Below are 23,987 nucleotides of genomic sequence, written 5' to 3'. Positions count from 1 at the left end.
GAAGAGGGTTGGGTTCGTTCAATTGGCTAACAGTCAAAACGTTTATTCCAAAATAAGCAAGAATGAAAATGATGATTGTTTGAGCTGCCTCGCAAAATATTCCCGGCTGCCGCGGCGGGAGCGACCGGGACCGGAAGCCAGGTATCGCGAGGCGGCGCGGCTCGATGGGGGAAGCGCGTAAGCGATGCGTGAGCGCAAAATGCGACTGTTATCACCAAAATGAAATTTCATTTCACAACAATGTTGAAATATAAATTTCATTTTACTACGGTTATAGCACAGCAGAATCAGCGACGGGCCGGCGTGCGCTGGCCCTCTTCACTATGAGGCGAGAACATGACGATCACAGGAAACTTTATTGGCGGGAAAACCGTTATCAGCATCAGCAACGAAACGATGCCGGTGTACGATCCGGCGACGGGCAAAGCGGTGCGCGAAGTCACGGTATCGACCGCGCAGGAAGTCTCTGAGGCGATTCAGGTTGCTCGCGATGCGTTTGACAGCTGGTCTCGCACCACGCCGCTGCGCCGCGCCCGCGTGCTGTTCAACTTTAAAATGTTGCTGGAACAGCACGTGGAAGAGCTGGCGGGGATCATCGTCAGCGAGCACGGCAAAGTGTGGTCGGATGCGCTGGGCGAGCTGACCCGTGGCATGGAAGTGGTCGAATTCGCCTGCGGGATCCCGCACCTGATTAAAGGCGAATACTCCTCTGACGTCGGCACCGGCGTCGACAGCTACTCGTTGATGCAGCCGCTGGGCGTGGTGGCCGGGATCACCCCGTTCAACTTCCCGGCGATGGTGCCGATGTGGATGTTCCCGCTGGCGCTGGCCTGCGGCAACAGCTTCGTCCTCAAGCCGCCGGCGCTGGCGCCGACGGCCGCCGTGCGTCTGGCAGAGCTGCTGAAAGAGGCCGGTCTGCCGGACGGCGTGTTTAACGTCGTGCACTGCAGCAATGAAGATGCCGAGCAGCTGTACACTGACCCGCGCATTGCGGCGGTGAGCTTCGTCGGCTCCTCCGGCGTGGCGGAGTATATCTATAAGACCGCCAGCGCCCATGGCAAGCGCGTGCAGGCCTTCGGCGCCGCCAAAAACCACGCGATAGTGATGCCGGATGCCGATCTCGACGCCACCGTTAACGCCATTATGGGCGGCGCCTTCGGTTCCGCAGGCGAGCGCTGCATGGCGCTGCCGGTGGTGGTGGCGGTGGGAGATGAAACCGCCGACAAACTGATCGCTCGCCTGAAGCCGCTGGTGGAAGCGCTGAAAGTGGGCCCGGGCTGCATGCGCGGCCAGGAAGAGAACGAGATGGGGCCGGTGGTGTCTGATACTCACCAGAAAAAAGTGCTCGGCTATATTGATAAAGGCGAAAGCGAAGGGGCAAAACTGGTGGTCGATGGCCGCAAACTGCGCGTGCCGGGTTACGACGCGGGCTATTATGTCGGCGGCACCCTGTTCGATCACGTCACCCCGGAGATGACCATCTGGCGCGAAGAGATCTTTGGCCCGGTGCTGGGGATTGTGCGCGCGGCGGACTATGACAGCGCCCTCGAACTGGTTAACAGCCACGAGTTTGGCAACGGCAGCGCCGTCTTCACCAGCAACGGCCACACCGCGCGTGAATTCGTCCACGACGTGCAGGCGGGGATGGTCGGGGTGAACGTGCCGGTCCCGGTGCCGATGGCGTTCCACAGCTTCGGCGGCTGGAAGCGCTCAGTGTTTGGCGCGCTGAACGTCCACGGGCCGGACGGCGTGCGCTTCTACACGCGCATGAAGACCGCCACCGTACGCTGGCCGGCAGGGCAGCAGACCGTATCTGAATTCAGCATGCCGACGTTAGGTTAATCGGCGAAGGAGAGCGCCATGTCGTTACTGGCTAAATCGCGAAAAGAGGGACAGATCCAGCATATTACGCCGCAAAGCGCCGGTTGGCGCTATATCGGCTTTGATGTCTGGATGTTGAAAAAAGGGCAGACCGTGACGCTGGAGAGCGGCGATCGCGAGCTGTGCCTGGTGCTGGTCGCTGGCCTGGCGTCGGTGAAAACGCAGCAGGCCGATTTCCCGAATCTCGGTAAACGGATGTCGCCGTTTGAACGTACCCCGCCGTGGTCGGTATACGTGCCGCCGCAGGATCGGGTCGAGGTGACCGCCGATTCCGATCTGGAGCTGGCGGTGTGCAGCGCGCCGGGCAAAGGCAGCTTCCCGGCACGCCTGATTCGGCCGGAAGACGTCGGCGTGGAGCACCGCGGGAAAGGGCGCAACCAGCGCCGGGTGCATAATATTCTGCCGGACAGCGCCGAGGCGGATTGCCTGCTGGTGGTCGAGGTCTACACCGACGAAGGGGCCACCAGCTCGTGGCCGTCGCATAAGCACGATACCGCCCAGCCGGGCAAAGAGACGCAGCTGGAAGAGACCTACTATCACCGCTTCGATCCGCCGCAGGGCTTTGCCTTCCAGCGGGTCTACACCGACGACCGCAGCCTGGACGCCTGCATGGCGCCCTATAACCACGATGTGGTGATGGTGCCGCGCGGTTACCATCCGGTGGCGGCGATTGCCGGTTACGACAGCTACTATCTGAACGTCATGGCCGGGCCGGATCGGAAATGGCTGTTCACCTGGGAAGAGGACCACGCCTGGATCAACACCCCGGAATATCCGCGCCACGACTAACGTGACGCGCAGACGCCGATAAAAAAGGCCGGTTAGCGATGCTAACCGGCCTTCTTGTCTATGGGCTGCGGGTGTTTTTTCGCGAAAGGCTCCGCGGAATCCCACTCCCAGGCCCGGCAAGCGCAGCGTCGCCGGGCAGGACACCTCTGGCGCCATACCCGTCTTGTGCCGGATGGCGCTACGCTTATCCGGCCTACGGGGTCCTCTCACAGGCTCATACCTCGTAGGCCCGGCAAGCGCAGCGCCGCCGGGCAGGACACCTCTGGCGCTATACCCGTCTTGTGCCGGATGGCGCTACGCTTATCCGGCCTACGGGGGCCTCTCACAGGCTCATACCTCGTAGGCCCGGCAAGCGCAGCGCCTCCGGGCAGGACACCGCAAACACCGTCGCCGTATTTATGCAGGATGGCGCTACGCTTATCCGGCCTACGGGGTCCTCTCACAGGCTCATACCTCGTAGGCCCGGCAAGCGCAGCGTCGCCGGGCAGGACACCGCAAACACCGTCGCCGTTTTTATGCAGGATGGCGCCACGCTTATCCGGCCTACGGGGGCCTCTCACAGGCTCATACCTCCCAGGCCCGGTAAGCGCAGCGCCACCGGGCAAGATATCAGGCTCGATACCCGTCATGTTGCCGGGTGGCGGCTGCGCCTGACCCGGCCTGGAGGGTTCGTGCGACCTGTCCTTGATTTACCCACTTGCGCGACTGAAACTGCCGGTGCTGACGGCCTCAAAATCGCTGAGACGTTCCCGGAAGGCCGGGGCAGCCCGCATGGATGCGGGCTGAGGGCCGTGTTTTGCAGGGACGCTGCCTCGGCCCGACCCGAAGCCTGCAGGGATAAGTCGAAGGTACCACGCAGTGGCGATTTTGCTGGCCGGAGCCCGGGGGTACAGGGGGCGGCGGCGACTGGCCGCCCCCTGTGCGCTCCCTGCGCCATTAGGGACATAGCGCAGAAGACATATCGGGAGCGCAATCTGTCCGGAAATAACATAGAAGTTGTAGCCCCGCCAGGCGCAGTGCGAACAAGGACATTTCCGGTTGTGCCGTTATTTTGCCGGGTGGCGGCTGCGCCTTACCCGGCCTACGGGGTCCTCTCACAGGCTCATACCTCCCAGGTCCGGTAAGCGCAGCGCCACCGGGCAAGATATCAGGCTCGATACCAGTCATGTTGCCGGGTGGCGGCTGGCGCCTTACCCGGCCTACGTTCTTACGACCTGTCGTTAATTTATTCACCATGGTTGCTGAAACTGCCGGTGCTGACGGCCTCAAAATCGCTGAGACGTTCCCGGAAGGCCGGGGCAGCCCGCATGGATGCGGGCTGAGGGCCGTGTTTTGCAGGGACGCTGCCTCGGCCCGACCCGAAGCCTGCAGGGATAAGTCGAAGGTACCACGCAGTGGCGATTTTGCTGGCCGGAGCCCGGGGGTACAGGGGGCGGCGGCGACTGGCCGCCCCCTGTGCGCTCCCTGCGCCATGCCAGGCATAACGCAGACGATTAACCGGGAGCGCAAATTTCACTGAAGTTACACGTGATAAACGCGTTGCCTGGCCGGGAAAGTTGCAAACCGAAAACAGTGTCTACGGCGACCCGCAGGCGCACATATCACACGCACGGCAAGCGCAGCGCCGCCGGGCAGGACACCTCTGGCGCCATACCCGTCTTGTGCCGGATGGCGCTACGCTTATCCGGCCTACGGGGGCCTCTCACAGGCTCATACCTCGTAGGCCCGGTAAGCGCAGCGCCACCGGGCGATGACAGCGGGTACGGAGCCGCTTTTATGCCGGGTGGCGGCTGCGCCTGACCCGGCCTACAGTTCGTGCGACCTGTCGTTAATTTATTCACCAGCCTTGCTGAAACTGCCGGTGCTGACGGCCTCAAAATCGCTGAGACGTTCCCGGAAGGCCGGGGCAGCCCGCATGGATGCGGGCTGAGGGCCGTGTTTTGCACGGACGCTGCCTCGGCCCGACCCGAAGCCTGCAGGGATAAGTCGAAGGTACCGCGTAGCGGCGATTTTGCTGGCCGGAGCCCGGGGGTACAGGGGGCGGCGGCGACTGGCCGCCCCCTGTGCGCTCCCTGCGCCGTAAGAGACATAACGCAGAAAATTAACCGGGAGCGCAAATTTCACTGAAGTTACACGTGATAAACGCTTTGTCTGGCCGGGAAAGTTGCAAACCGAAAACAGTGTCTACGGCGACCCGCAGGCGCATATATCACACGCCCGGCAAGCGCAGCGCCGCCGGGCAGGACACCTCTGGCGCCATACCCGTCTTGTGCCGGATGGCGCTACGCTTATCCGGCCTACGGGGTCCCCCCGCAGGCTTATCCCGCGCCGCCGCGCAACCGACGCCAGGCGGCCTATCTCACGCCTTCTGCTTGGCCTCGGACTCCTGACTGCTGTTCAGCGCCAGCGAAACCGCCAGCGTCTGGGCCAGGCACAGGGAAGCAACCTGCGAACGGAAGCCATCCACCTGCGCTTCCCGCACCACAAAGCAGACATCGCTGAAGGCCGCCAGCGGGCTGACCTGGCTGTCGGTAATGGCGATCTGCCGCGCTTTGCGCTGCGCGCCCAGCTCCACCAACTCGACCACTTCCCGGGCGTACGGCGAGAAGCTCACCGCCACCACCACGTCTTTCGGGCCGACCAGACTCAGCTGCTCGGTGAACATGCCGCCGAGGCCGTCGATCAGAAAGGCTTTGCGATCGAGGTGGCGCAGCGCATAAGTCAGATAGGAAGCGACGCTGAACGACCGGCGCAGGCCAATGACGTAGATATTTTCCGCCTCGCCCAGCAGGGCCACCGCGCGCTCCAGCTCATCGCTGGAGGTCTGCATCGCCAGCTGCTGCAGCGCCTGGTTGTTCACCATTGTGAACATATTGAGGATTTCCGTCGGCGTTTCCGGCGGGCTGGACTCATCGCTGGTGGTCTGGCGGAACAGACGGGCGCGCTCGGTATAGTTGGCGGTCTCTTCCATCAAATGCTGCTTGAACATCTGTTTCATTTCGTTAAAGCCGCTGAAGCCGAAGGCGTTGGCAAAACGAATCAACGTGGAAGGGGGAACGTCCGCCTGTTGCGCAATGGAGGCCACGGTATCGAAAGCCACGCTATTGCTGTTATCAAGGATATAGCGGGCGACCTGTTTCAGACGTTTGCTTAACGTATCGTAGCGACGCCTGATTTCATCCTGCAGGATGGTCAGCTGTGTTGGGTTATTGGCCATAGAGTGCGCTCTGAGAAAATGGAAGGAATATGGCTTCCAGTGTACCAAATGAAGCGAATTTTTCATTTATTGCGACGAAATACGCGATTCATTTCACGAAGAAACAGAAAAACGCCCGCTCCGCAAGGTGACGGAGACGGGCGTTGGGGGATCAGCGGCGGGCTTCGCGCCAGTAGCCAATAAGCGTCAGGTAGTTGCGTTTCACTTCCTCTATCAGCGCCTCATCGCTGAGCTCGCCCTGCATCCAGCGCCGCGACGGCTGGCCAAAGATGGTGCGCCCGACGGCGAAACCTTTGATCATCGGGTGTGCGGCCGCTTCGGCGAAACCGGCGCGCAGTTTGTCGGAAGGCGCATCGAGACCGAGGATCAGGATCCCGCGGCTCCACGGATCTTCGCGCTCGATAAGGGCGGTGATCTGCTGCCAGCTGGCGCTGGAGAGCGGCGGCAGCTTCCACCAGTCCGGCTTGATCCCCAGCTGATAGAAGTGCTCCAGCATGGTGTGGTAATGGCGCTCGTCTTTGTCCGGGCCATTTTCTGGGAGGATCACCTCCAGCAGCAGCTCGTGGCCTGATTTGTTACAGGCCTGCCACACCTCGAGCAGCAGAGCGTCCTGCTCTTCACGCAGCGCCGCCGGGTCGTCCGGGTGATAGAAGACCAGACATTTGACGACATGCTCCAGCGGCCAGTCGATCAGCTGCGAGCCGATGTTGCCATGCTCCAGACGCAGCGGGCGCGAGCTGGGCAGTTCGATAGGGCGCCCGATCCACCAGCCCTTGCCGGTAATGGCGTTCAGCGCACGCTGGCCGTAGGTGCCGTCGGCCAGAATACCGCTGCGCTGGTCAAGACCCGCCTCCTGCGCCGCCGCTTCGGCCGCGGCCAACAACAGCAGCTTGAGCTGCGGAATGCAGGCTTCATCGCGCCCGGTCTCCCGCGCCAGGTCGGCTAGCTGTTTGCGATGGTCGAAGGCGAAAATGCACAGCTCCGGCCACTGCTGGCGGCGGCTGGTGACCCGGTGCAGATGGTTGAGGCGCTCGTCGACGTCCGGGCGCGGCACCGATTCGGCGCGCTGCAGGTAGTCATCGAGTTCGACTTTGGTCGGCATCGCCGGCGCGCAGCCGTGGCGGGAGACCACCAGCGCCCCGCAGGCGTTGGCGTAACGGCAAGCCTGCTCCCAGCCCTCGTCGTTAAGCCAGCCGCGCAGCAGGCCCGACATAAAGGCATCCCCGGCGCCCAGCACGTTGAGCACCTCCACGCGCACGCCCTGCTGCAGCGGCACCTGGTCCCAGCTGTCCGGGATGTCGCCTTCCAGCACCACGCAGCCCATCGGTCCGCGCTTGCAGACGAGGGTGGCTTTGGTGGCATGGCGCACATTTTTCAACGCGGTCAGGGTATCGGTGCTGCCCCCGGCAATATGAAACTCTTCTTCGGTTCCCACCACCAAATCGAACAGATGCAGCACTTCCTGCAGCTGGCTGGTGACCGGCCCGGACTCAATGAAACGGGTTTCGCCATCGCCGAGCGAGGTAAGCCCCCACAGCACCGGACGGTAATCGATATCCAGCGCGGTACGCAGGCCGTGACGACGAGCGTACTCCAGCGCCTTCAGCACCGCGGCGCGGGTGTTGGCGTGCGACAGGTGGGTGCCGGTCACCGCCAGCGCCCGGGAGGAGGCAATATACTCCTCGCTGATGTCGTCAGGCGTTAAGGCCATATCGGCGCAGTTATCGCGGTAGAAAATCAGAGGGAAGGTCTCCTGATCCTTGATCCCCAGCATCACCAGCGCGGTCAGGCGGGATTTGTCGGTAATCAGATACTCGGTATCCACCCCGGCGCGGTTGAGCGTTTCACGCAGGAAACGGCCGTTGTGTTCATCGCCAACGCGCGCCAGCATGGCCGATTTCAGCCCCTGAATCGCGGTGCCAAAGGCCACGTTGCCGGAGGAGCCGCCCAGATATTTCGAGAAACTGGCAACGTCTTCTAGCCGCGAACCGATCTGCTGGGCATAGAGGTCGACGGCCACCCGACCTATACAGATGACGTCGAGCCGCTTTACTGCTGCATTCATAGCTAGGATTTCCTTTTTGGTGTCTGCTGCCTGGAAGGGTCGGGATCCCGACGTCGACTCCGTGAACAGCCTGAGGGTTATTGGTTACCCTTAGTTTGAGAAATAAATATTTCATTTGCAAACTCGTTCGAAATTAAAAAACCAAAAGTGTGAGGGATCTACCACTCTGCCGCACTGAGCCTCGCGTTAGCGCGGATCGCCCCCACTGTCGACCCTGAGGAAAATGAAACGCCAAACGACAGCCATTTACCTATGATTTTTAAGGGGATGTTGCCGTCTGGCGCCGCCAAAAAGGGCCCGAAAACGTGTCAGGAATGTAAGTGAAACGTATGAAATGGGTAGAGAGTTTGATCCTTCTCGCAAAATGAAATATTTCTTCTGTATTTGTATTTAATGAAAAAAATGTTTGCCTATAATCCACAGGTATTCCAGTGACGTGAACGACGGCCCCGGCGGCATCGGCGCGACGCCACACACAAATACTGAACAATAAGGATTGTGAAACATGGGCAAACTGAGACTGACAACGGCGCAGGCGCTGGTGAAGTTCCTCGATAACCAGTACCTGGAAGTGGATGGCGAAGAGCTGAAGTTCGTGAAAGGCATTTTTGCGATTTTCGGCCATGGCAACGTCCTGGGACTGGGGCAGGCGCTGGAGCAGGATAGCGGCGACATGCGCGTCTATCAGGGGCGCAACGAGCAGGGGATGGCCCACGCGGCCACCGGTTTTGCCCGCCAGGCCCTGCGCCGGCAGATTATCGCCTGCACCTCCTCCATCGGCCCGGGGGCGGCCAACATGATCACCGCCGCCGGCACCGCCAGCGCCAACCGCATTCCGCTGCTGCTGCTGCCGGGCGATGTCTTCGCCACCCGCCAGCCGGACCCGGTGCTCCAGCAGATTGAACAGAGCTACGATCTCAGCATCAGCACCAATGACGCCTTCCGTGCGGTCAGCAAATACTGGGACCGCATTACCCGCCCGGAACAGCTGATGAGCGCCTGCATCAACGCCATGCGCGTCCTGACCGACCCGGCGGAAACCGGCGCAGTGACGCTGTGCCTGCCGCAGGATGTGCAGGGCGAAGCCTGGGACTACCCGGAATCCTTCTTTGCGCGTCGCGTACACCGTCTCGATCGCCGCCCGGCCAGCGCCGCGCAGCTGGCGGACGCCGTGGCGGCCATCAAAGCCAGCCGTAAACCGCTGATCGTCTGCGGCGGCGGGGTGAAATACTCCGGCGCGGGCGAAGCGCTGTCCCGTTTCGCCGAGCGCTACGGAGTGCCTTTTGCCGAAACCCAGGCCGGGAAGGGGACGGTGGTCTCTTCTCACCCCCTGAACGTCGGCGGCGTCGGCGAGACGGGCTGTCTGGCGGCGAACCTGCTGGCGAAAGAGGCCGACCTGGTGATCGGCGTCGGCACCCGTTTCAGCGATTTTACCACCGCCTCGAAATGGATTTTCCAGCACCCGGAGGTGCGTTTCCTGAATATTAACGTCAGCAACTTCGACGCCTGGAAGCTGGACGGCATTGCCATGCTGGCGGACGCCCGGGAGGCGATGACCGCCCTCGACGCGGCGCTGGCGGACAGCGGCTGGCAGGCCGGCTGGGGCGCGCAGATCGAGAGCGTGCAGAGCCGTCAGTTAAAAGAGACCCAGCGCGTGTACCAGGCGGTGTGGCAGGAGAAATCCTTTGTGCCGGAGATCGACGATCATCTCGATCGCGAATCGGTATATCGCGAGTTCCGCCAGATCACCGACTCCACCCTGACCCAGAGCAGCGTCCTTGGGGTACTGAATGAAACGCTGCCGGCCGAGGCGGTGATCGTCGCGGCGGCGGGCAGCCTGCCCGGCGATCTGCAGCGCGTCTGGCGCAACCGCGCGGAAAACACCTACCACGTGGAGTACGGCTACTCCTGCATGGGATATGAGGTCAACGCCGCGCTGGGCGTGAAGCTGGCGCAGCCGCAGAGCGAAGTCTACTCCCTGGTCGGCGATGGCTCGTTCATGATGCTCCACTCTGAACTGGTCACCTCCCTGCAGGAGCGGGCGAAGATCAACGTCGTGCTGTTCGACAACATGGCCAACGGCTGCATCAACAACCTGCAGATGGAGCACGGGATGGACAGCTTCGGTACCGAGTTCCGCTACCGCCAGCCGGAAACCGGCCAGCTGCAGGGCGGTCTGGTGCCGGTGGACTTCGCCACCATCGCCGCCGGCTACGGCTGCAAAACCTGGCGCGTCACCACCCTGGACGAACTGCGCCACGCGCTGGACGCCGCCCGTCGCGAAACGGTCAGCACCCTGATTGATATTAAAGTACTGCCGAAGACCATGGTGCACAAATACGGCAGCTGGTGGAACGTCGGGGTCGCCCAGACGGCGCTCTCAGAGCGGATCCGCAAAGTTGCGCAAATGATTAATGAAAAGCGCGCCCAGGCGCGTGATTACTAAAACGAACATCCACCCTGAATCCTACAGACTTACGGAGAAAACCATTATGTCGCTCAAATTAGGTGTCATCGGCGCTGGCGCTATCGGTAAAGAACACATCCGTCGCTGCACCCAGGTTCTGCAGGGCGCCACCGTTGTGGCGGTGTCTGATATCAATGCCGACAACGCCCGTGCGGCGGTCGCGCTGCCGGGCGTGCAGGCGGAAGTCTACGCCGACGGCCACGACGTGATTAACGCCAGCGATGTCGATGCCATCCTGGTCACCTCCTGGGACCCGACCCACGAAGAGTACACCCTGGCCGCCATCGCCGCCGGTAAGCCGGTGTTCTGCGAAAAACCGCTGGCGATGTCTGCGGAAGGCTGCCGCCGTATCGTCGATGCTGAAATGAAGGCCGGCCGTCGCCTGGTGCAGGTTGGCTTTATGCGCCCATACGACGAAGGCTATCTGGCGCTGAAAAAAGTGATCGACGATGGCGATATCGGCGTGCCGCTGATGCTGCGCTGCGCCCACCGCAACCAGTCGGTTGGCGAGAACTACACCACCGATATGGCGATCACCAACACCCTGATCCACGAGCTGGACGTGCTGCGCTGGCTGCTGAACGATGACTACCGTTCCGTGCAGGTGCGCTTCCCGCGCTCCACCTCGCACACCCATGCGCGCCTGAAAGATCCGCAGATCGTCTCCTTTGAAACCAAAAAAGGCACCCTGATCGACGTCGAGGTGTTCGTGAACTGCCAGTACGGGTATGACATCCAGTGCGAAGTGGTCGGCGAGACCGGGATTGCCCGTCTGCCGGAGCCGTCTGCCGTCCAGATGCGCAAGTCCGCCAGCCTGTCGACCGCCATTCTGACCGACTGGAAAGACCGCTTTATCAAAGCCTACGACGTCGAGCTGCAGGCCTTTATCAACGACGTCAAAGCCGGTCAGCTGCACGGCCCGTCGGCCTGGGACGGCTACGCGGCGTCGGTAGCGGCGGACGCCTGCATTAAAGCGCAGGGAACCAGCGAGCCGGTTGAGGTGACGCTGCCTGAGTGCCCGGCATTCTACAAACGTTAAGCACGCTTTGCCGACGGAACTTCTTTGCACAGGTAACGACGATGAAAATTGCCTTTGATGTGGATGTGATTAAGGACCTCGGGATCACCCGCATGGTCCATCAGGTAGCGGAGTGGGGCTACAAGTACATTGAACAGTCGCCGCACCCGCAGATTAACCCGTTCTACAAGCACCCGCGCGCCAGCCGGGAGATCATGGCCGAGTACAAGCAGGCGCTGCGCGATACCGGCCTTGAGCTGTCGTCGTTTATCTGCGTCTACCGCTGGTCCGGCCCGGACGAACTGCGCCGCCAGGCGGCGGTGAAAAACTGGAAACGGCTGGTGGAAATTGCGGTGGAGATGGGCGTTCAGGTGATCAACACCGAGTTCTCCGGCGATCCGAATCAGCCTGAGATCTGCGATGAAATGTTCTATCGCTCGATGGAAGAGCTGTTGCCGATTTTTGAGCGGGAAGGCATCCGCGTGGAGATCCAGGCGCATCCCTGGGATTTCTGCGAAGAGAACAATGAAACCGTCGATATCGTGAAGTCGTTCCGCAGCGATAACGTGAAGTACGTCTACAGCGTGCCGCACACCTTTTTCTACGACAAAGGCGTCGGCGACGTGGCGAGCATGCTGCGCTATGCCGGGAGCGATCTCTCCCATGTCCTGATTGCGGATACCCGCAATCATACGAAACATTGCCGCTATATCGTTAACCCGCCGGGCGTGGATGCCGTGGTGCACCAGCACGTAGGCGTCGGGGAAGGGGATGTGGATTTCGACGCGCTGTTCCGCACCCTGCGCGAAATGAAATTCGCCGAGCAGACCTTCAAGGTCGGCGGGGAGCCGATTGTCGCCACCTCGCTGTTTGGCTACCCGGAAAAAATGAAATACCAGGCAGTGGAAACCCGTGAACTCATTGAACGTGAATTGCTGCGCCGCTAAGGCGCAGCGGCAGGAGCCCTACTATGAACAAAGATAACGTCAAACTGGCTGTCGCCCCGATCGGCTGGACTAACGATGATATGCCGGAGCTCGGCAGCGAAAATACTTTCCAGCAGATCGTCAGCGAAATGGCGCTGGCCGGCTTTACCGGCAGCGAAGTCGGCAGCAAATATCCGCGCGATCCGGCGGTTCTCAAGCCGATGCTGGACATCCGCGGCATTCAGATCTGCAACGCCTGGTTCAGCACCTTTTTCGCTAACGGCCAGCGGGAAAAAACCATTGATGAATTCGTCAATCACATGAACTTCCTCCATGCGATGGGCGCGAGAGTGATTGGCTGCTCCGAGCAGAGCGGCAGCATCCAGGGGCTGGATAAACCGATCCTCGGCGATGCGAAGCCGTGCTTCAGCGACGAAGAGTGGCAGCGGGTGGCGGAAGGCTACAACACCCTTGGTCGCCTGGCGGCGGAGAAGGGGATGCAGGTCTGTCTGCACCACCACATGGGCACCGGCATCCAGACCACTGCGGAAATCGACAAGTTTATGTCGCTGGTGGACGAGCGCGTCTTCCTGCTGTTCGACACCGGCCACGCCTGGTACTCCGAAGGCGGCGAAGCGCCGATGCTGGCGATCCTCAAAAAGTATCTGCCGCGCATCAACCACGTTCACCTGAAGGACGTCCGTCCGCCGGTGATCGACCAGGTGCGCCGCGACGGCCTGTCGTTCCTCGACGGCGTGAAAAAAGGCACCTTCACCGTCCCGGGCGACGGGGTGATCGATTTCCGTCCGGTGTTCAAGCTGCTGGACGACTTTGGCTATAAAGGCTGGATGGTGGTGGAAGCCGAGCAGGATCCTGCCCTGGCCAATCCTTTCGAATACGCCGTAAAAGCGCGCAAATATATCCGCGAAACGGCAGGGATCTAATCGTTGTGACATTTTCAGGCCATACCGGGTATGGCCTGCTTTTTTTCCTTTCTCAATCCCTGTTCCCGCTTGCAAACCGCCTGACTGGATCTTAACCCCGGCGCCGGACAGTTCCCTTTCCCTCAGGGAGAGGGCCGGGGTGAGGGTGGCGATGACGGGTAAAGCGTCACTTCACTTCCGCCAGCGCGGTTTTATCCACATAAGGTTTCATCAGCGCGTCGGCTTCCTTTTGCGCCGCCTGAACCGCCGCTTCCGGCGTCACTTTGGCATCGTTAACCACCGCCGCCAGCTGGTTCTCCATCGCCTTACGCACCGCCACGGTCTCCCAGGTGGAGTACCACGGATGGGCGTACTTCAGCTGCTCAAGCGCGATCGCCGCCCGCGGATCCTGCTGCAGATAGGCCTTCATCTCCGGCGTATCGTATGACGCCTTGCGCGGCGAGAAGTAGCCGGTAAAACGGCTCCACGCGCCGTTCACGTCGGGGCTCACCAGATAGATCAGGAACTGATACGCCGCTTTCTTCTGCGCCTCGTTGATGCCTTTAAAGCTCACCAGGCTGGCGCCGCCGATCGGCACCGCGCGCTGCTCTTTGGCCGGCAGCATCGCCACCCCAAGCTCAAAGTCTTTGCTGTTCTCGCGCATAAAGCCCAGCGCGCCGGTGCTGAGCATCGCCATCCCGAGCTTGCCGGAGAAGAACGCAGCGCTGATCTGCTTCGAGTTCAGCACCCCGGACGGCATCACCTTGTCCTTGTAGATCAGATCCTGCCAGAAGCGCAGGGCGCCGATGGCGGTCGGCGAGTTGTAATAGACTTCGCCCGGATAGTCTTCGTTAAAGTATTTCCCGCCGTTGGCGCGCACCAGCGCCGAGAAGATCCAGCCGCCGTAGTCGTCGTTGGTCGACGGCAGCATGATCCCCCACTGGCCGGTGCTCTCGTCGGTCAGCTTTTTGGCATCGGCCAGCAGCTCGGCCCAGGTCTGCGGCGGCTGTTTGATCCCGGCCCGATCGAACATCGTCTTGTTGTAGTAGAGGATCGGCGTCGAGTTATGGAACGGGATCGCATAAGTGGTGCCCATCACCTGGGCGTTCTTATGCATCGCGGGCCAGAATTCCTTTTGCAGAAAATCGCCGGCCTTTTGATCGCCATATTTAAACAACTCATCCATCGGCAGGATCTCATCCTTCAGCGCCAGATCGGTGGTGAAGTTAGCGGACATGATCACCAGCGCCGGCGGCTGGCCGGCCTTCTGCGCCGATTCAGCTTTGATCTTGGTGGTGTCGTAGTTGCCGGTGAAGATGCCGCGCACTTCCACATCCTGCTGCGAGTCGTTGAATTGCTTAATGACGCGGGTCATCTCCATGGTCAGCTTGCCGTCCACCGGCGCCGGGAACATGAAGTCTATTTTCTCTTTTGCCAGCGCCGCGCCGCTCAGGGCGAGGCTGAGGCTAACCGCGACTACCGTAAGAGGTTTAAACATGATTACACTCCATCAGTAAATTATGCTGGGTCTCAGCATGAAAAAGATGCACATCGGCAGGCGAAAAGCCGATCGGTAGCGACTCGCCTTTCTCCGGCACCGTGCCGCGGTGGCGGCGGCTAAAGCGCAGGGTGCCGATCGGGGTGCTGACGTGGAGCAGGTAATCGGCTCCCATAAGTTCTCGTTGCAGAACGGTGGCCGGCAGGCGCAGATGGCCCTCCTCCACGCGGTCGGTAATATGTTCCGGGCGAACGCCCAGCCAGACGCGGGTCTGATCCCGGTGGCGCGGCGGCAGCGGATGGCGCTGTTCTCCCAACAGTACTTCACCGTTGGCGCAGGGCAGCGACAGCAGGTTCATCGCCGGCGAACCGATAAATCCGGCGACGAACAGGTTGGCCGGGTTGGCGTAGAGATACTCCGGGCGCCCGACCTGCTGCACGTGGCCGCCGTTCATCACCACGATGCGGTCGGCCATCGACATCGCCTCGGTCTGGTCGTGGGTCACATAGATGGTGCTGGTTTTCAGCTGCTGATGGAGCGCCATAATGCTGTCGCGCACTTCGCTGCGCAGACGGGCGTCGAGGTTGGAGAGCGGCTCGTCCATCAGGAACAGCCGCGGATTACGCACAATCGCCCGGGCCATCGCCACCCGCTGGCGCTGGCCGCCGGAGAGCTTCGCCGGTTTGCGGTCGAGCAGCGCCTCCAGCTGCAGCATCTGCGCCACGTTGTCCACCCGCGGCTGCCAGCTGCTTTTCTCTTCCTTGCGCACCTTCATGCCGAAGGTGATGTTGTCGCGCACCGACAGATGCGGAAACAGGGCATAGTTCTGGAAGATCATCGCGAAGTTGCGCTCGCGCGGCGTGGTGGCGGTGATGTTCTCATCATGCAGCCAGATTTGGCCTTCGCTGACCGGCTCCAGGCCGGCGAGCAGGCGCAGCAGGGTGCTTTTTCCGCAGCCCGACGGGCCGACCAGCACCACGAATTCGCCTTCGTGAATATCCAGCGACAGGGCGCTGAGCGCCGGCTTGCCGTCGAAACGTTTACTGATGTTTTGCAGACTGAGCATGGCGGTTAGCGCTCTTCCGTTGGGCAACTGATGTTTTCGTCGTACAGCCACGGCCCGGCGTAGTGGGCCAGCGAGTGCTGGTAGCTCACCCACTGCTCGCCGACCTGGCGGTGCATCAGACATGAGGCCGGAGAAAGGTCGTAATAGGGCCGGGTGTCGTCGTGGCAGTACGGCACCTGATGGACGGTGCCGGGGATAGTGGAGATCAGCGCCTGGCGATACTGGGTCATGGTCAGGCTGTGGTTATGGCCGCAGAAGATGCGCGTCAGCGACGGGAAACGCTCCACCAGCGCCAGCAGACGGTGGCCGTTTTCGCAGGCGATCGGGTCCATCTGCGCATTGCCCAGCGGCAGCGGCGGGTGGTGCATAAAGAGAGTCGCCGGTTTGTCGCCGCCCTCGAACAGCTGGGCTTCCAGCCAGCCGATGGTCTCGTCGGTCAGCCAGCCTTTCGAGGTGCCGGCGCGGCTGGAATCGATAAACAGCAGGCGGGTGGCGAAGTCATCCACCGCATAGCGCATATTTTGCGCATCGTTGCCCAGCAGCGGGCATAGCGGGTGAAGATGCTCGAGAAAATGGGCTTTGTCGTCGTGGTTGCCGGGGATCAGATACAGCGGATAGTTCAGGCTGCCGAGGATCTGGCGGGCCACCTGATACTCCGCCGGGCGGCCGCAGTTGACGATATCCCCGCTCACCACCACCGCGTCCGGACGCTCGCGCAGCGCGTTAAGCTGGGAGACCACGTCGGCGTTGGCGGCGTTGACGTCGATAAAGCCGTACAGCTTCTCGCCGCGGCTGCGGAAATGGGTATCGGAAATGTGCGCTAACAGCATGAATCACTCCTTATTTGATCCCGGAGAAGCCGAAGCTCCGCAGGAACTGTTTCTGAAAAAGGATGAACGCCAGCATCAGCGGCAGGCAGACCATCAGCGTTCCGGCGCCGATGGTGCCCCACTGGCCGCCGGATTCGGCGCCCATGGCGAAGGAGACCAGCCCGACGGTCAGCACCTGCTTATCGGGATCGTTGAGCATCATCAGCGGCCACAGGTATTCGTTCCAGTGGTAGGTAATGCTGACGGTGGCGAAGGCCAGCACCGACGGCCAGGACATCGGCAGCAGCACGCGGAACAGCACCTGCCACCAGCGGCAGCCCTCCATCAGCGCCGCCTCCTCCAGCTCTTTCGGAATGGCGAGGAACGCCTGACGCATCAGGAACACGCCGAACGCCGAGGTGAAGTAGGGCATCATCACCCCGGTGAGGGTGTTGAGCAGGCCGAAGGTTTTCAGGGTCAGCATGTTCGGCACCATCATCACTACCGGCATGATCATCAGCTGCACCAGGAACAGGAGAAACAGCGTCTGCTTGCCGCGAAACTCGTGGCAGGCGAAGACGTACCCGGCGGTGGTGATGGTCAACAGCTGCACGAAGAAGGTGCCGAAGGTGAAGATAAGGGTGTTGGCGTACAGGCTCAGCCAGTCGGCGCTGTTCCAGGCGTCGCGGAAGTTATCGAGGGTCAGCGGCAGGCGCGGCAGCAACGAGGCCATATCTTCCCCGAAGGTGGTGGCGCTGAACGAGGTGGCCAGCATCCAGATAAACGGGCTTACCCACAGCAGCGCCAGGCAGCACATTAATACTGTGAGCGTAAAGGGCGACGAGCGGCGCAGGCGCAGCCACAGCGGACGGGCGGCGGCGGGCGTGCGGACCAGCAGCGGCGAGATGTCAGCGCTCATAGTGGGCTCCTTTCTCCAGCAGTTTCAGGTTAATCAGCGAGAAGGCGAACAGCCCGGCCAGGGTCAGGAAGGTGGCGGCGGAGGCTTTGCCGAGGTCGTGGGTATCCCAGGCGAGATTCTGGATGTAATAGAGCAGCACGGTGGTGGCGTTGTCCGGCCCGCCGCGGGTCATCACCGCCACGTGGTCGATCTGGGTGATGGAGTAGATCAGCGCGGTGGTGATCACAAAGCTCAGGGTCGGGCGCAGCAGCGGTAGCGTGACCTTAAAAAAGACCTGCGTGCGGGTAGCCCCTTCCATCAGCGCCGCTTCCCGCGTCGAGGCCGGAATGCTCTGCAGCCCGGCGAGGAAAAACAGCATGTAGTAGCCGGCGAACTTCCACACGCCGATTAGCGCCAGGGCCAGCAGCGCGCTGTTGCTGCGCCCCAGCCAGTTGTTGTTCATCGGCCCGAACAGCTTCGCCAGATAGTGGTCGAGCAGGCCGAGGCCGGGCATAAAGATAAACAGCCACAGCGCGGCGGCGCTGACCATCGGGATAATCATCGGGAAGAAGAAGGCGGTGCGCAGCCAGCGGTTGACGCGATGGTTCTCGCTCAGGGCGACCGCCAGCAGCAGGGCGAGGGTCACCCCGGGCACTACCGTCAGCAGGATATAGAGCAGGTTATTGCCCAGCGACTGCCAGAAGACGTTATCGGCAAACAGGCGGGCGAAATTATCCAGCCCGACGTACTGCGCGCCGTCGCTGGCCATGCGGGTATCAAACAGGCTGTCATACACCGAACGCCCCAGCGGGAACCAGGTAAACAGCAGTAAAATCAGCAGGGAAGGCGACAGGATCAGCCAGGGAAGCCAGGTCTTTCTCATGGTGACGCGCATCTCGTTCAGCCATTTATCGAAGCCCGGATTGTGGGAAGCAATGACTACAGAGGCATGGCGGGGAGATGACGGTTTGATGAAGCGACGGGAAAAACGCCGGGCGAGCGGGCCGCCCGGCGGGAGAGAACCATTAGAAGTCGGCTTTCAGCACCGCGCGGTAGCGGGCTTTGCCTTCGCGAACGTGCTTCAGCGCTTCGTTAATCTGCGACATCGGGAACAGCTCGGTGGTTGGGGCCACTTTGCTGCGGCCGGCAAACTTCATCAGAGTGCGCAGTTCGGACGGGTTACCGGTCGCCGAGCCGGAGATGCTGCGGTCGCCGCCGATCAGGGTAAAGGCCGGCACCGGGAAGGGCTTCATTACCGCGCCGACGGTGTGGAAGTTGCCGCCGTACGCCAGCGCTTCAAAGTACGGCTGCCAGTCGAGGTCGACGGCGACGGTGTTGATAATCAGGTCGAACTGGCCGGCCAGCGCTTTTAGGGCTTCAGGATCGCGGCTGTTGACCACGCGATCGGCGCCCATCGCCAGCACTTCCTGCTCTTTGGCCTGGTTGGAGCTGAAGGCGGTCACTTCCGCGCCCATCGCCCGCAGCAGCTTAATGGCGATATGGCCGAGGCCGCCGATGCCGATCACCCCGACGCGGCTGGTGGCGGTGACGTGGTGGGTCAGCAGCGGTTTAAAGACGGTGATGCCGCCGCACAGCATCGGGCCGGCGGACGCCAGATCGATGCTCTCCGGCAGGGGGATCACCCACTGCCAGTCGGCTCGTAGCTTATTGGCGAAGCCGCCGCGGTTGAGAATGGTCGGCACCGAGCCTTCCAGACAGTTGATCTGGTTGCCGCTGATGCAGGCGTCGCAGTGGCCGCAGCTGCGCGCCGTCCAGCCGATGCCGACCTTCTGGCCAATCTTCAGCCCTTTATCCTGCGCCGCGCTGCCCAGCGCCGCCACCCGGCCAATCACCTCGTGACCGGCCACCAGCGGGTAGCTCGACATTCCCCATTCGTTGTCGATCATCGACAGGTCCGAATGGCAGATCCCGCAGTATTCCACCTCAACTTCGACATCTTCCGGCTGCAGCTCGCCGGCATCGTATTCCCACAGCGACAGATCGGCGCCCGCTTCTTTGGCGGCGTAGCTTTTAATGATGCTCATGTTCATTTCCTTGGGGTTGGCGTGATAACCCAGAAAGTGTAGAGCATGGTATTCCCCGGCGCTTGGCAATCGGAGGGGTAGCGAAGCGGGCGGACCAGCCGCCCGTTAAGGTCAGCGGCTGGCCAGCGGCCACTGATTAAGGCGGATGCCGCGCTGCGGGGCGTTCTCGGCAAAATCATCCAGCACCGCCTGCACGTCCGGGTCGAGGTAGCCGACGCTGTCATGCTCGACGATCACCACGCTCTTTTCCGGAATTTTCGCCAGCAGGGCCAGCAGATGCGGATTGTGCATAAAGGTCAGATTCTGCTGGATGCGCAGCACGTAGTGGTCATCGTAGCGCGCCAGCTGCAGCGAGTGGCGATGGCTGCGCCAGAGGCTGAACGCCATCTGGGTGGCAAGACCAATCCCGATCCCCGCCAGCATGCCGAAGGCGATAATCCCGCCGATGGTGGCGAGGAAGGGGACGTACTGCGCTGCCCCCTGGCGGAACTGCTCGATGAACAGCCGCGGCGTCGCCAGCTTATAGCCGGTATAGAGCAGCACGGCGGCGAGGCTGGCGAGCGGGATCAGGGTCAGCAGGCCGCTAAACCACAGGCCGCAGATCAACAGCAGCACGCCGTGGATAAAGATCGACAGTTTGCTCTGCGCGCCGTTGCTGACGTTCACCGAGCTGCGGACGATCACCGCGGTGATCGGCATCGCCCCCAGCACGCCGGAGAGCAGGTTGCCGACGCCCTGGGCGACCATTTCGCGGTTCGGCGAAGGCGGCGGATTTTGCGGGCGCAGCTTTTTCAGCGCCTCCTGGCTGAGCAGGGTTTCGAGGCTGGCGACCAGCGCCAGGGTCACCGCCACCACCCACACCGACGGATTGCGCCACGCGCTCCACGCCGGCGACTCCAGCTCGCCCAGCAGGTCGCCGAGGCTGCCGAACGCCGGCAGGGTGATCCGCGGCAGGGCGGCCAGCTGTTGCGGCGCAAAATGGGTCAGCAGCAGGGTGGTCACGCAGCCGAGCAGGACGGCGATCAGCGGCCCGGGGATCCAGCGCAGGCTCTTCACCCGGCGGATAAGCGGCGAGCCCCAGAGCCAGAGCACCAGCAGGCCGCCCGCGGCGACGGCAATCGCAGTGACGGAGAAAGCGGCATTGCCCTGAACCACATCGGCAAGCCCGGTCTCTTCCGCCGTGCCGAGCGCGACGGGGATCTGCTGCATAATCAGCAGGATGCCGATCGCCGCCAGCATGCCTTTGATGACGCTGGCGGGAACCAGCGAGATAAAACGCCCGGCCCGCAGAATGCCGAACAGCAGCTGCAGCACGCCGGCCAGCACCAGCGCCATCAGGAAGACGGAGAAGGAACCCAGGGATTCTATGGCGGCGACGACGATGGTGACCAGTCCGGCGGCGGGGCCGCTGACGGCGAAGCGGGAGGGGCTGAGGGCGGTGACGACCAGGCCGCCGATGATGCCGGTCAGCAGGCCAACGAAGGGCGGTAAGCCGCTGGCCTGGGCGATGCCAAGGCACAGCGGCAGGGCGACAAGGAAGACGACGATGCCGGCGAGAGAGTCCTGACGAAGTGTGTTCATGGGGCGTGCTCCTGCGGTGAGAGGTGTTCGACGAGGGTGGTTAAATGGCCGGAAGCCAGATCGTAGACGCAGCCGTGCAGGCTGAGCGGCCGCCCGCTGGCGAGCACCGTCTGCACCGGTTCACTCTCCAGCAGACGGGCGAACTGGGCGCGAACGTTGGCTTCCACCAGGGCGTCCAGCGCATGGCGAGAGCGCTCCGCGTCGGTGCCGGCGCTGGCGCCGGAGGAGGCCGCAACACCACATCCATCGGCGATCTGCGCAATTTCGTGATGCAGGGTGTGGCGCAACTGGCCGATGCGGCGAGCCAGCGCCGAGGATTCCTGCGCCAGCGGCAGGGTGGGCAGAGAGAGCGCCGCCTGCACGCCGCCGCAGCCGTAGTGGCCGCAGAGCACCACCCGCTCCACCTCAAGGTAGTGCAGGGCATACTGCAGGACGCTCATGACGTTGTCGTCGGCGGGATCGAGCATGTTGGCGATATTACGGTGGACAAAGAGCTCGCCGGGCTGGCTGCCGGTGAGCACCTCGGCGGGAACGCGGCTGTCGGAGCAGCCGATCCACAGCGAGTGGGGCCGCTGCCCGTCGACCCATTTTTCGAAATAGTCCGGGTCATGCTGACACTTCTGCAGCGCCCAGCTGCGGTTGCGGGCCAGCAAAGGTTTTAACGTCGTCACAAGTATTCTCCTGAGTTAATTCATCGAGTGAATATGTCCATCAAGACTCGTACAGCGACTAGTAAAAATAGTGTTTACCGGAACCCTTCACGCCTGAGGAAAATCCTGGAATAAACGGCAAAAAGAAAACTTTTCATTAATGTAAAGTTATAAAAATATTGATGAAATTAATATTTGACTGCGGAGCGGATGAATAACAAAAAGGCATTGGCTAAAACTTTCTGGAATATATGGGAATGATGGTGGGTGGGGGCGGGGGAATATTGAGGGATTGGATATTGGGGATGGGTGGGGAGCGTTGGGTTGTGTTGAGGTATGCTGGTGAGAGTAATGTGAGAAAAATTTGAGATAAGTTTGAGTGGGGTTTGGGGGGTAAAGGGGGAAAGGGGAGTGGCTGGCAGGTGGAGCTGGGTCTGCGGGAGGGTGAGAGAAGGGTTGCTGGTGGTAGGCACGCTATGGAACGGCGGCAAAAGGTGACGCCGAGCAGGATAGTGCTGTTTTTTTCAACACTTAGCGCGATGACGACACGCTGTCGCTTGCATGGCCGCCGCCGACAGGTATAATCCAGAACGTTTCCGCATCCCCTTCAGTGCCGAAGTGGCGAAATCGGTAGACGCAGTTGATTCAAAATCAACCGTAGAAATACGTGCCGGTTCGAGTCCGGCCTTCGGCACCATTAGTACTTCCAAGACCATCCGAGAAAGTCCAATTTTACCTTAAAAATCAATGCTTGCAGCGATTTTTACGTCCTGAGTCGTCCGAGGTTGTCCGTTGAAATCCGGATGTCATTGGGGGCATAATTGGGGGCATCTTAACTTCGATTAGAAATGTGCCCCCAAAATGAAGCTCAACGCCAGGCAGGTAGAGACCGCAAAGCCCAAAGACAAAACCTACAAAATGGCCGATGGCGGCGGTTTGTATCTCGAGGTTTCGGCTAAGGGGTCTAAATACTGGCGCATGAAATACAGACGCCCCTCTGACAAAAAAGAGGATCGCCTTGCTTTTGGTGTTTGGCCTACTGTGACGCTTGCTCAGGCAAGAGCCAAGCGCGACGAAGCTAAAAAGCTGTTAGTACAGGGCATTGACCCAAAAGCCGAACAGAAAGAAGATCAGGCCGAGAATTCGGGTGCATATACTTTCGAAACCATTGCTCGCGAATGGCATGCCAGTAACAAGCGCTGGAGTGAAGACCATCGATCGCGCGTTCTCCGCTATCTTGAGCTTTATATCTTCCCTCATATCGGTTCGTCCGACATTCGCCAGCTCAAAACCAGCCACCTGTTAGCCCCGATTAAAAAAGTTGATGCCAGTGGCAAACATGACGTCGCACAGCGTCTTCAGCAGCGTGTGACGGCTATTATGCGTTATGCCGTACAGAACGATTACATCGACTCTAACCCGGCCAGTGATATGGCTGGTGCTTTATCAACAACCAAAGCACGACACTATCCTGCTTTACCCTCTAGCCGGTTCCCTGAGTTTCTTGCTCGTCTTGCTGCATATCGTGGCCGTGTAATGACGCGGATCGCGGTTGAGCTTTCTCTGCTAACTTTTGTACGTTCCAGCGAGTTACGCTTTGCTCGTTGGGAAGAGTTTGATTTCGATAAATCTCTTTGGCGTGTACCTGCAAAGCGAGAAGAAATTAAAGGCGTGCGTTACTCATACCGTGGCATGAAGATGAAAGAGGAGCATATCGTTCCGCTTAGTCGGCAGGCGATGATTTTGCTAAACCAGTTAAAGCAGATTAGTGGTGATAAAGAGCTGCTTTTTCCGGGTGATCATGACGCAACAAAGGTTATGAGTGAAAACACGGTAAACAGCGCATTGCGTGCTATGGGGTATGACACGAAAACCGAGGTTTGCGGGCATGGATTCAGGACAATGGCGCGTGGTGCGCTCGGTGAGTCAGGGTTATGGAGTGATGATGCGATTGAGCGTCAACTGAGTCATTCAGAGCGTAATAATGTACGTGCTGCTTATATTCACACTTCAGAGCATTTAGATGAGCGTAGGCTGATGGTGCAGTGGTGGTCAGATTATCTAGATTGGAATAAAAATACATATCTAACACCTTATGAGTTTGCGAAGCTAAAGACGAATAGTGCATAAATTTATGTTAACTTCTTCATTCGT

17 protein-coding genes and 1 tRNA gene are annotated in these 23,987 nt (G+C 60.8%); 8 read left to right on the top strand and 10 right to left on the bottom strand.

Annotated elements, in window-relative coordinates; genetic code table 11:
- Nucleotides 1-336: 336 nt before the first annotated feature.
- Both LGM20_RS22825 and iolB read left to right on the top strand, forming a co-directional pair.
- Nucleotides 337-1,842 (top strand): CoA-acylating methylmalonate-semialdehyde dehydrogenase, encoded by a 1,506-nt coding sequence (locus tag LGM20_RS22825; protein WP_044525213.1) that lies wholly within the window; start codon nt 337-339, stop codon nt 1,840-1,842.
- A gap of 18 nt (nt 1,843-1,860) precedes the next feature.
- Nucleotides 1,861-2,670: a 5-deoxy-glucuronate isomerase gene (iolB, locus tag LGM20_RS22820; RefSeq protein WP_023291777.1), complete on the top strand. Its 810-nt coding sequence runs from the start codon at nt 1,861-1,863 to the stop codon at nt 2,668-2,670.
- Between the two features lie 2,359 nt (nt 2,671-5,029).
- Here iolB and LGM20_RS22815 read toward each other — a convergent pair.
- Nucleotides 5,030-5,887: a MurR/RpiR family transcriptional regulator gene (locus LGM20_RS22815; protein WP_004206536.1), complete on the bottom strand. Its 858-nt coding sequence runs from the start codon at nt 5,885-5,887 to the stop codon at nt 5,030-5,032.
- A 151-nt stretch (nt 5,888-6,038) separates the two neighbouring features.
- The gene (locus tag LGM20_RS22810) at nt 6,039-7,952 is read right to left on the bottom strand and encodes a bifunctional 5-dehydro-2-deoxygluconokinase/5-dehydro-2-deoxyphosphogluconate aldolase (protein WP_023291778.1); all 1,914 of its coding nucleotides are present in this window, start codon (nt 7,950-7,952) and stop codon (nt 6,039-6,041) included.
- A gap of 505 nt (nt 7,953-8,457) precedes the next feature.
- Here LGM20_RS22810 and iolD point away from each other — a divergent pair.
- The 4 genes from iolD to iolE are packed head-to-tail and all read left to right on the top strand — an operon-like array spanning nt 8,458 to nt 13,307.
- Nucleotides 8,458-10,398, top strand: a complete 1,941-nt coding sequence (gene iolD, locus LGM20_RS22805) for a 3D-(3,5/4)-trihydroxycyclohexane-1,2-dione acylhydrolase (decyclizing) (protein WP_023291779.1) — start codon at nt 8,458-8,460, stop codon at nt 10,396-10,398.
- Nucleotides 10,399-10,444: 46 nt separating this feature from the next.
- The gene (locus tag LGM20_RS22800) at nt 10,445-11,458 is read left to right on the top strand and encodes a bifunctional inositol 2-dehydrogenase/D-chiro-inositol 1-dehydrogenase (RefSeq protein WP_044525221.1); all 1,014 of its coding nucleotides are present in this window, start codon (nt 10,445-10,447) and stop codon (nt 11,456-11,458) included.
- A 41-nt stretch (nt 11,459-11,499) separates the two neighbouring features.
- A complete protein-coding gene (locus LGM20_RS22795) occupies nt 11,500-12,384 on the top strand; it encodes a sugar phosphate isomerase/epimerase family protein (protein WP_004152193.1) in 885 nt (294 codons plus the stop codon).
- A 23-nt stretch (nt 12,385-12,407) separates the two neighbouring features.
- On the top strand, nt 12,408-13,307 hold the full coding sequence (gene iolE / locus LGM20_RS22790) for a myo-inosose-2 dehydratase (RefSeq protein WP_044525222.1): 900 nt from the start codon (nt 12,408-12,410) through the stop codon (nt 13,305-13,307).
- A gap of 166 nt (nt 13,308-13,473) precedes the next feature.
- On the opposite strand, the gene LGM20_RS22785 is transcribed toward iolE, so the two are convergent.
- The 8 genes from LGM20_RS22785 to LGM20_RS22750 form a co-directional block, all read right to left on the bottom strand.
- A complete protein-coding gene (locus LGM20_RS22785) occupies nt 13,474-14,784 on the bottom strand; it encodes an ABC transporter substrate-binding protein (protein WP_044525223.1) in 1,311 nt (436 codons plus the stop codon).
- Entirely contained in the window at nt 14,777-15,850 is a 1,074-nt protein-coding gene (locus tag LGM20_RS22780) for an ABC transporter ATP-binding protein (protein WP_044525224.1), read from the bottom strand. The genes LGM20_RS22785 and LGM20_RS22780 overlap by 8 nt, the downstream gene beginning before the upstream one ends.
- A 5-nt stretch (nt 15,851-15,855) precedes the next feature.
- The gene (locus tag LGM20_RS22775) at nt 15,856-16,680 is read right to left on the bottom strand and encodes a phosphodiesterase (protein WP_044525225.1); all 825 of its coding nucleotides are present in this window, start codon (nt 16,678-16,680) and stop codon (nt 15,856-15,858) included.
- 10 nt (nt 16,681-16,690) lie between these two features.
- Nucleotides 16,691-17,578 carry a carbohydrate ABC transporter permease gene (locus tag LGM20_RS22770; RefSeq protein ID WP_044525226.1) on the bottom strand — a complete coding sequence of 296 codons (888 nt, stop codon included), beginning with the start codon at nt 17,576-17,578 and terminating at the stop codon, nt 16,691-16,693.
- Entirely contained in the window at nt 17,568-18,452 is an 885-nt protein-coding gene (locus LGM20_RS22765; RefSeq protein ID WP_162823544.1) for a carbohydrate ABC transporter permease, read from the bottom strand. Before LGM20_RS22765 ends, LGM20_RS22770 begins: the two co-directional genes overlap by 11 nt.
- A 130-nt stretch (nt 18,453-18,582) precedes the next feature.
- On the bottom strand, nt 18,583-19,602 hold the full coding sequence (gene ahr, locus LGM20_RS22760; protein ID WP_044525227.1) for an NADPH-dependent aldehyde reductase Ahr: 1,020 nt from the start codon (nt 19,600-19,602) through the stop codon (nt 18,583-18,585).
- 111 nt (nt 19,603-19,713) lie between these two features.
- A complete protein-coding gene (locus tag LGM20_RS22755) occupies nt 19,714-21,183 on the bottom strand; it encodes a SulP family inorganic anion transporter (RefSeq protein WP_044525228.1) in 1,470 nt (489 codons plus the stop codon).
- Nucleotides 21,180-21,854, bottom strand: coding sequence for a carbonic anhydrase (locus LGM20_RS22750; protein ID WP_044525229.1), 675 nt, complete (start codon nt 21,852-21,854; stop codon nt 21,180-21,182). Before LGM20_RS22750 ends, LGM20_RS22755 begins: the two co-directional genes overlap by 4 nt.
- Before the next feature lie 591 nt (nt 21,855-22,445).
- Between LGM20_RS22750 and LGM20_RS22745 the strand changes: the two genes are divergently transcribed.
- Together LGM20_RS22745 and LGM20_RS22740 are read left to right on the top strand one after the other, a co-directional pair.
- Nucleotides 22,446-22,530 (top strand) — tRNA-Leu (locus LGM20_RS22745).
- A 164-nt stretch (nt 22,531-22,694) separates the two neighbouring features.
- Nucleotides 22,695-23,963: a tyrosine-type recombinase/integrase gene (locus LGM20_RS22740; protein WP_044525230.1), complete on the top strand. Its 1,269-nt coding sequence runs from the start codon at nt 22,695-22,697 to the stop codon at nt 23,961-23,963.
- Nucleotides 23,964-23,987 lie beyond the last annotated feature (24 nt).

This window comes from Klebsiella quasipneumoniae subsp. quasipneumoniae, assembly GCF_020525925.1.
In the GTDB taxonomy this organism is placed as follows: Bacteria; Pseudomonadota; Gammaproteobacteria; order Enterobacterales; family Enterobacteriaceae; genus Klebsiella; species Klebsiella quasipneumoniae.
Note: the sequence above shows the minus strand (reverse complement) of the source record. Positions and strands in the feature narration are given on the sequence as shown.

Bases quoted from the DNA above. Each gene is read 5' to 3' on its own strand.
- iolB (WP_023291777.1), top strand. From the start codon at position 1,861: ATGTCGTTACTGGCTAAATCGCGAAAAGAGGGACAGATCCAGCATATT.
- iolE (WP_044525222.1), top strand. From the start codon at position 12,408: ATGAACAAAGATAACGTCAAACTGGCTGTCGCCCCGATCGGCTGGACT.
- LGM20_RS22780 (WP_044525224.1), bottom strand. From the start codon at position 15,850: ATGCTCAGTCTGCAAAACATCAGTAAACGTTTCGACGGCAAGCCGGCG.
- LGM20_RS22825 (WP_044525213.1), top strand. From the start codon at position 337: ATGACGATCACAGGAAACTTTATTGGCGGGAAAACCGTTATCAGCATC.
- LGM20_RS22765 (WP_162823544.1), bottom strand. From the start codon at position 18,452: ATGCGCGTCACCATGAGAAAGACCTGGCTTCCCTGGCTGATCCTGTCG.
- ahr (WP_044525227.1), bottom strand. From the start codon at position 19,602: ATGAGCATCATTAAAAGCTACGCCGCCAAAGAAGCGGGCGCCGATCTG.
- LGM20_RS22755 (WP_044525228.1), bottom strand. From the start codon at position 21,183: ATGAACACACTTCGTCAGGACTCTCTCGCCGGCATCGTCGTCTTCCTT.
- LGM20_RS22800 (WP_044525221.1), top strand. From the start codon at position 10,445: ATGTCGCTCAAATTAGGTGTCATCGGCGCTGGCGCTATCGGTAAAGAA.
- LGM20_RS22815 (WP_004206536.1), bottom strand. From the start codon at position 5,887: ATGGCCAATAACCCAACACAGCTGACCATCCTGCAGGATGAAATCAGG.
- iolD (WP_023291779.1), top strand. From the start codon at position 8,458: ATGGGCAAACTGAGACTGACAACGGCGCAGGCGCTGGTGAAGTTCCTC.
- LGM20_RS22740 (WP_044525230.1), top strand. From the start codon at position 22,695: ATGAAGCTCAACGCCAGGCAGGTAGAGACCGCAAAGCCCAAAGACAAA.
- LGM20_RS22810 (WP_023291778.1), bottom strand. From the start codon at position 7,952: ATGAATGCAGCAGTAAAGCGGCTCGACGTCATCTGTATAGGTCGGGTG.
- LGM20_RS22770 (WP_044525226.1), bottom strand. From the start codon at position 17,578: ATGAGCGCTGACATCTCGCCGCTGCTGGTCCGCACGCCCGCCGCCGCC.
- LGM20_RS22775 (WP_044525225.1), bottom strand. From the start codon at position 16,680: ATGCTGTTAGCGCACATTTCCGATACCCATTTCCGCAGCCGCGGCGAG.
- LGM20_RS22795 (WP_004152193.1), top strand. From the start codon at position 11,500: ATGAAAATTGCCTTTGATGTGGATGTGATTAAGGACCTCGGGATCACC.
- LGM20_RS22785 (WP_044525223.1), bottom strand. From the start codon at position 14,784: ATGTTTAAACCTCTTACGGTAGTCGCGGTTAGCCTCAGCCTCGCCCTG.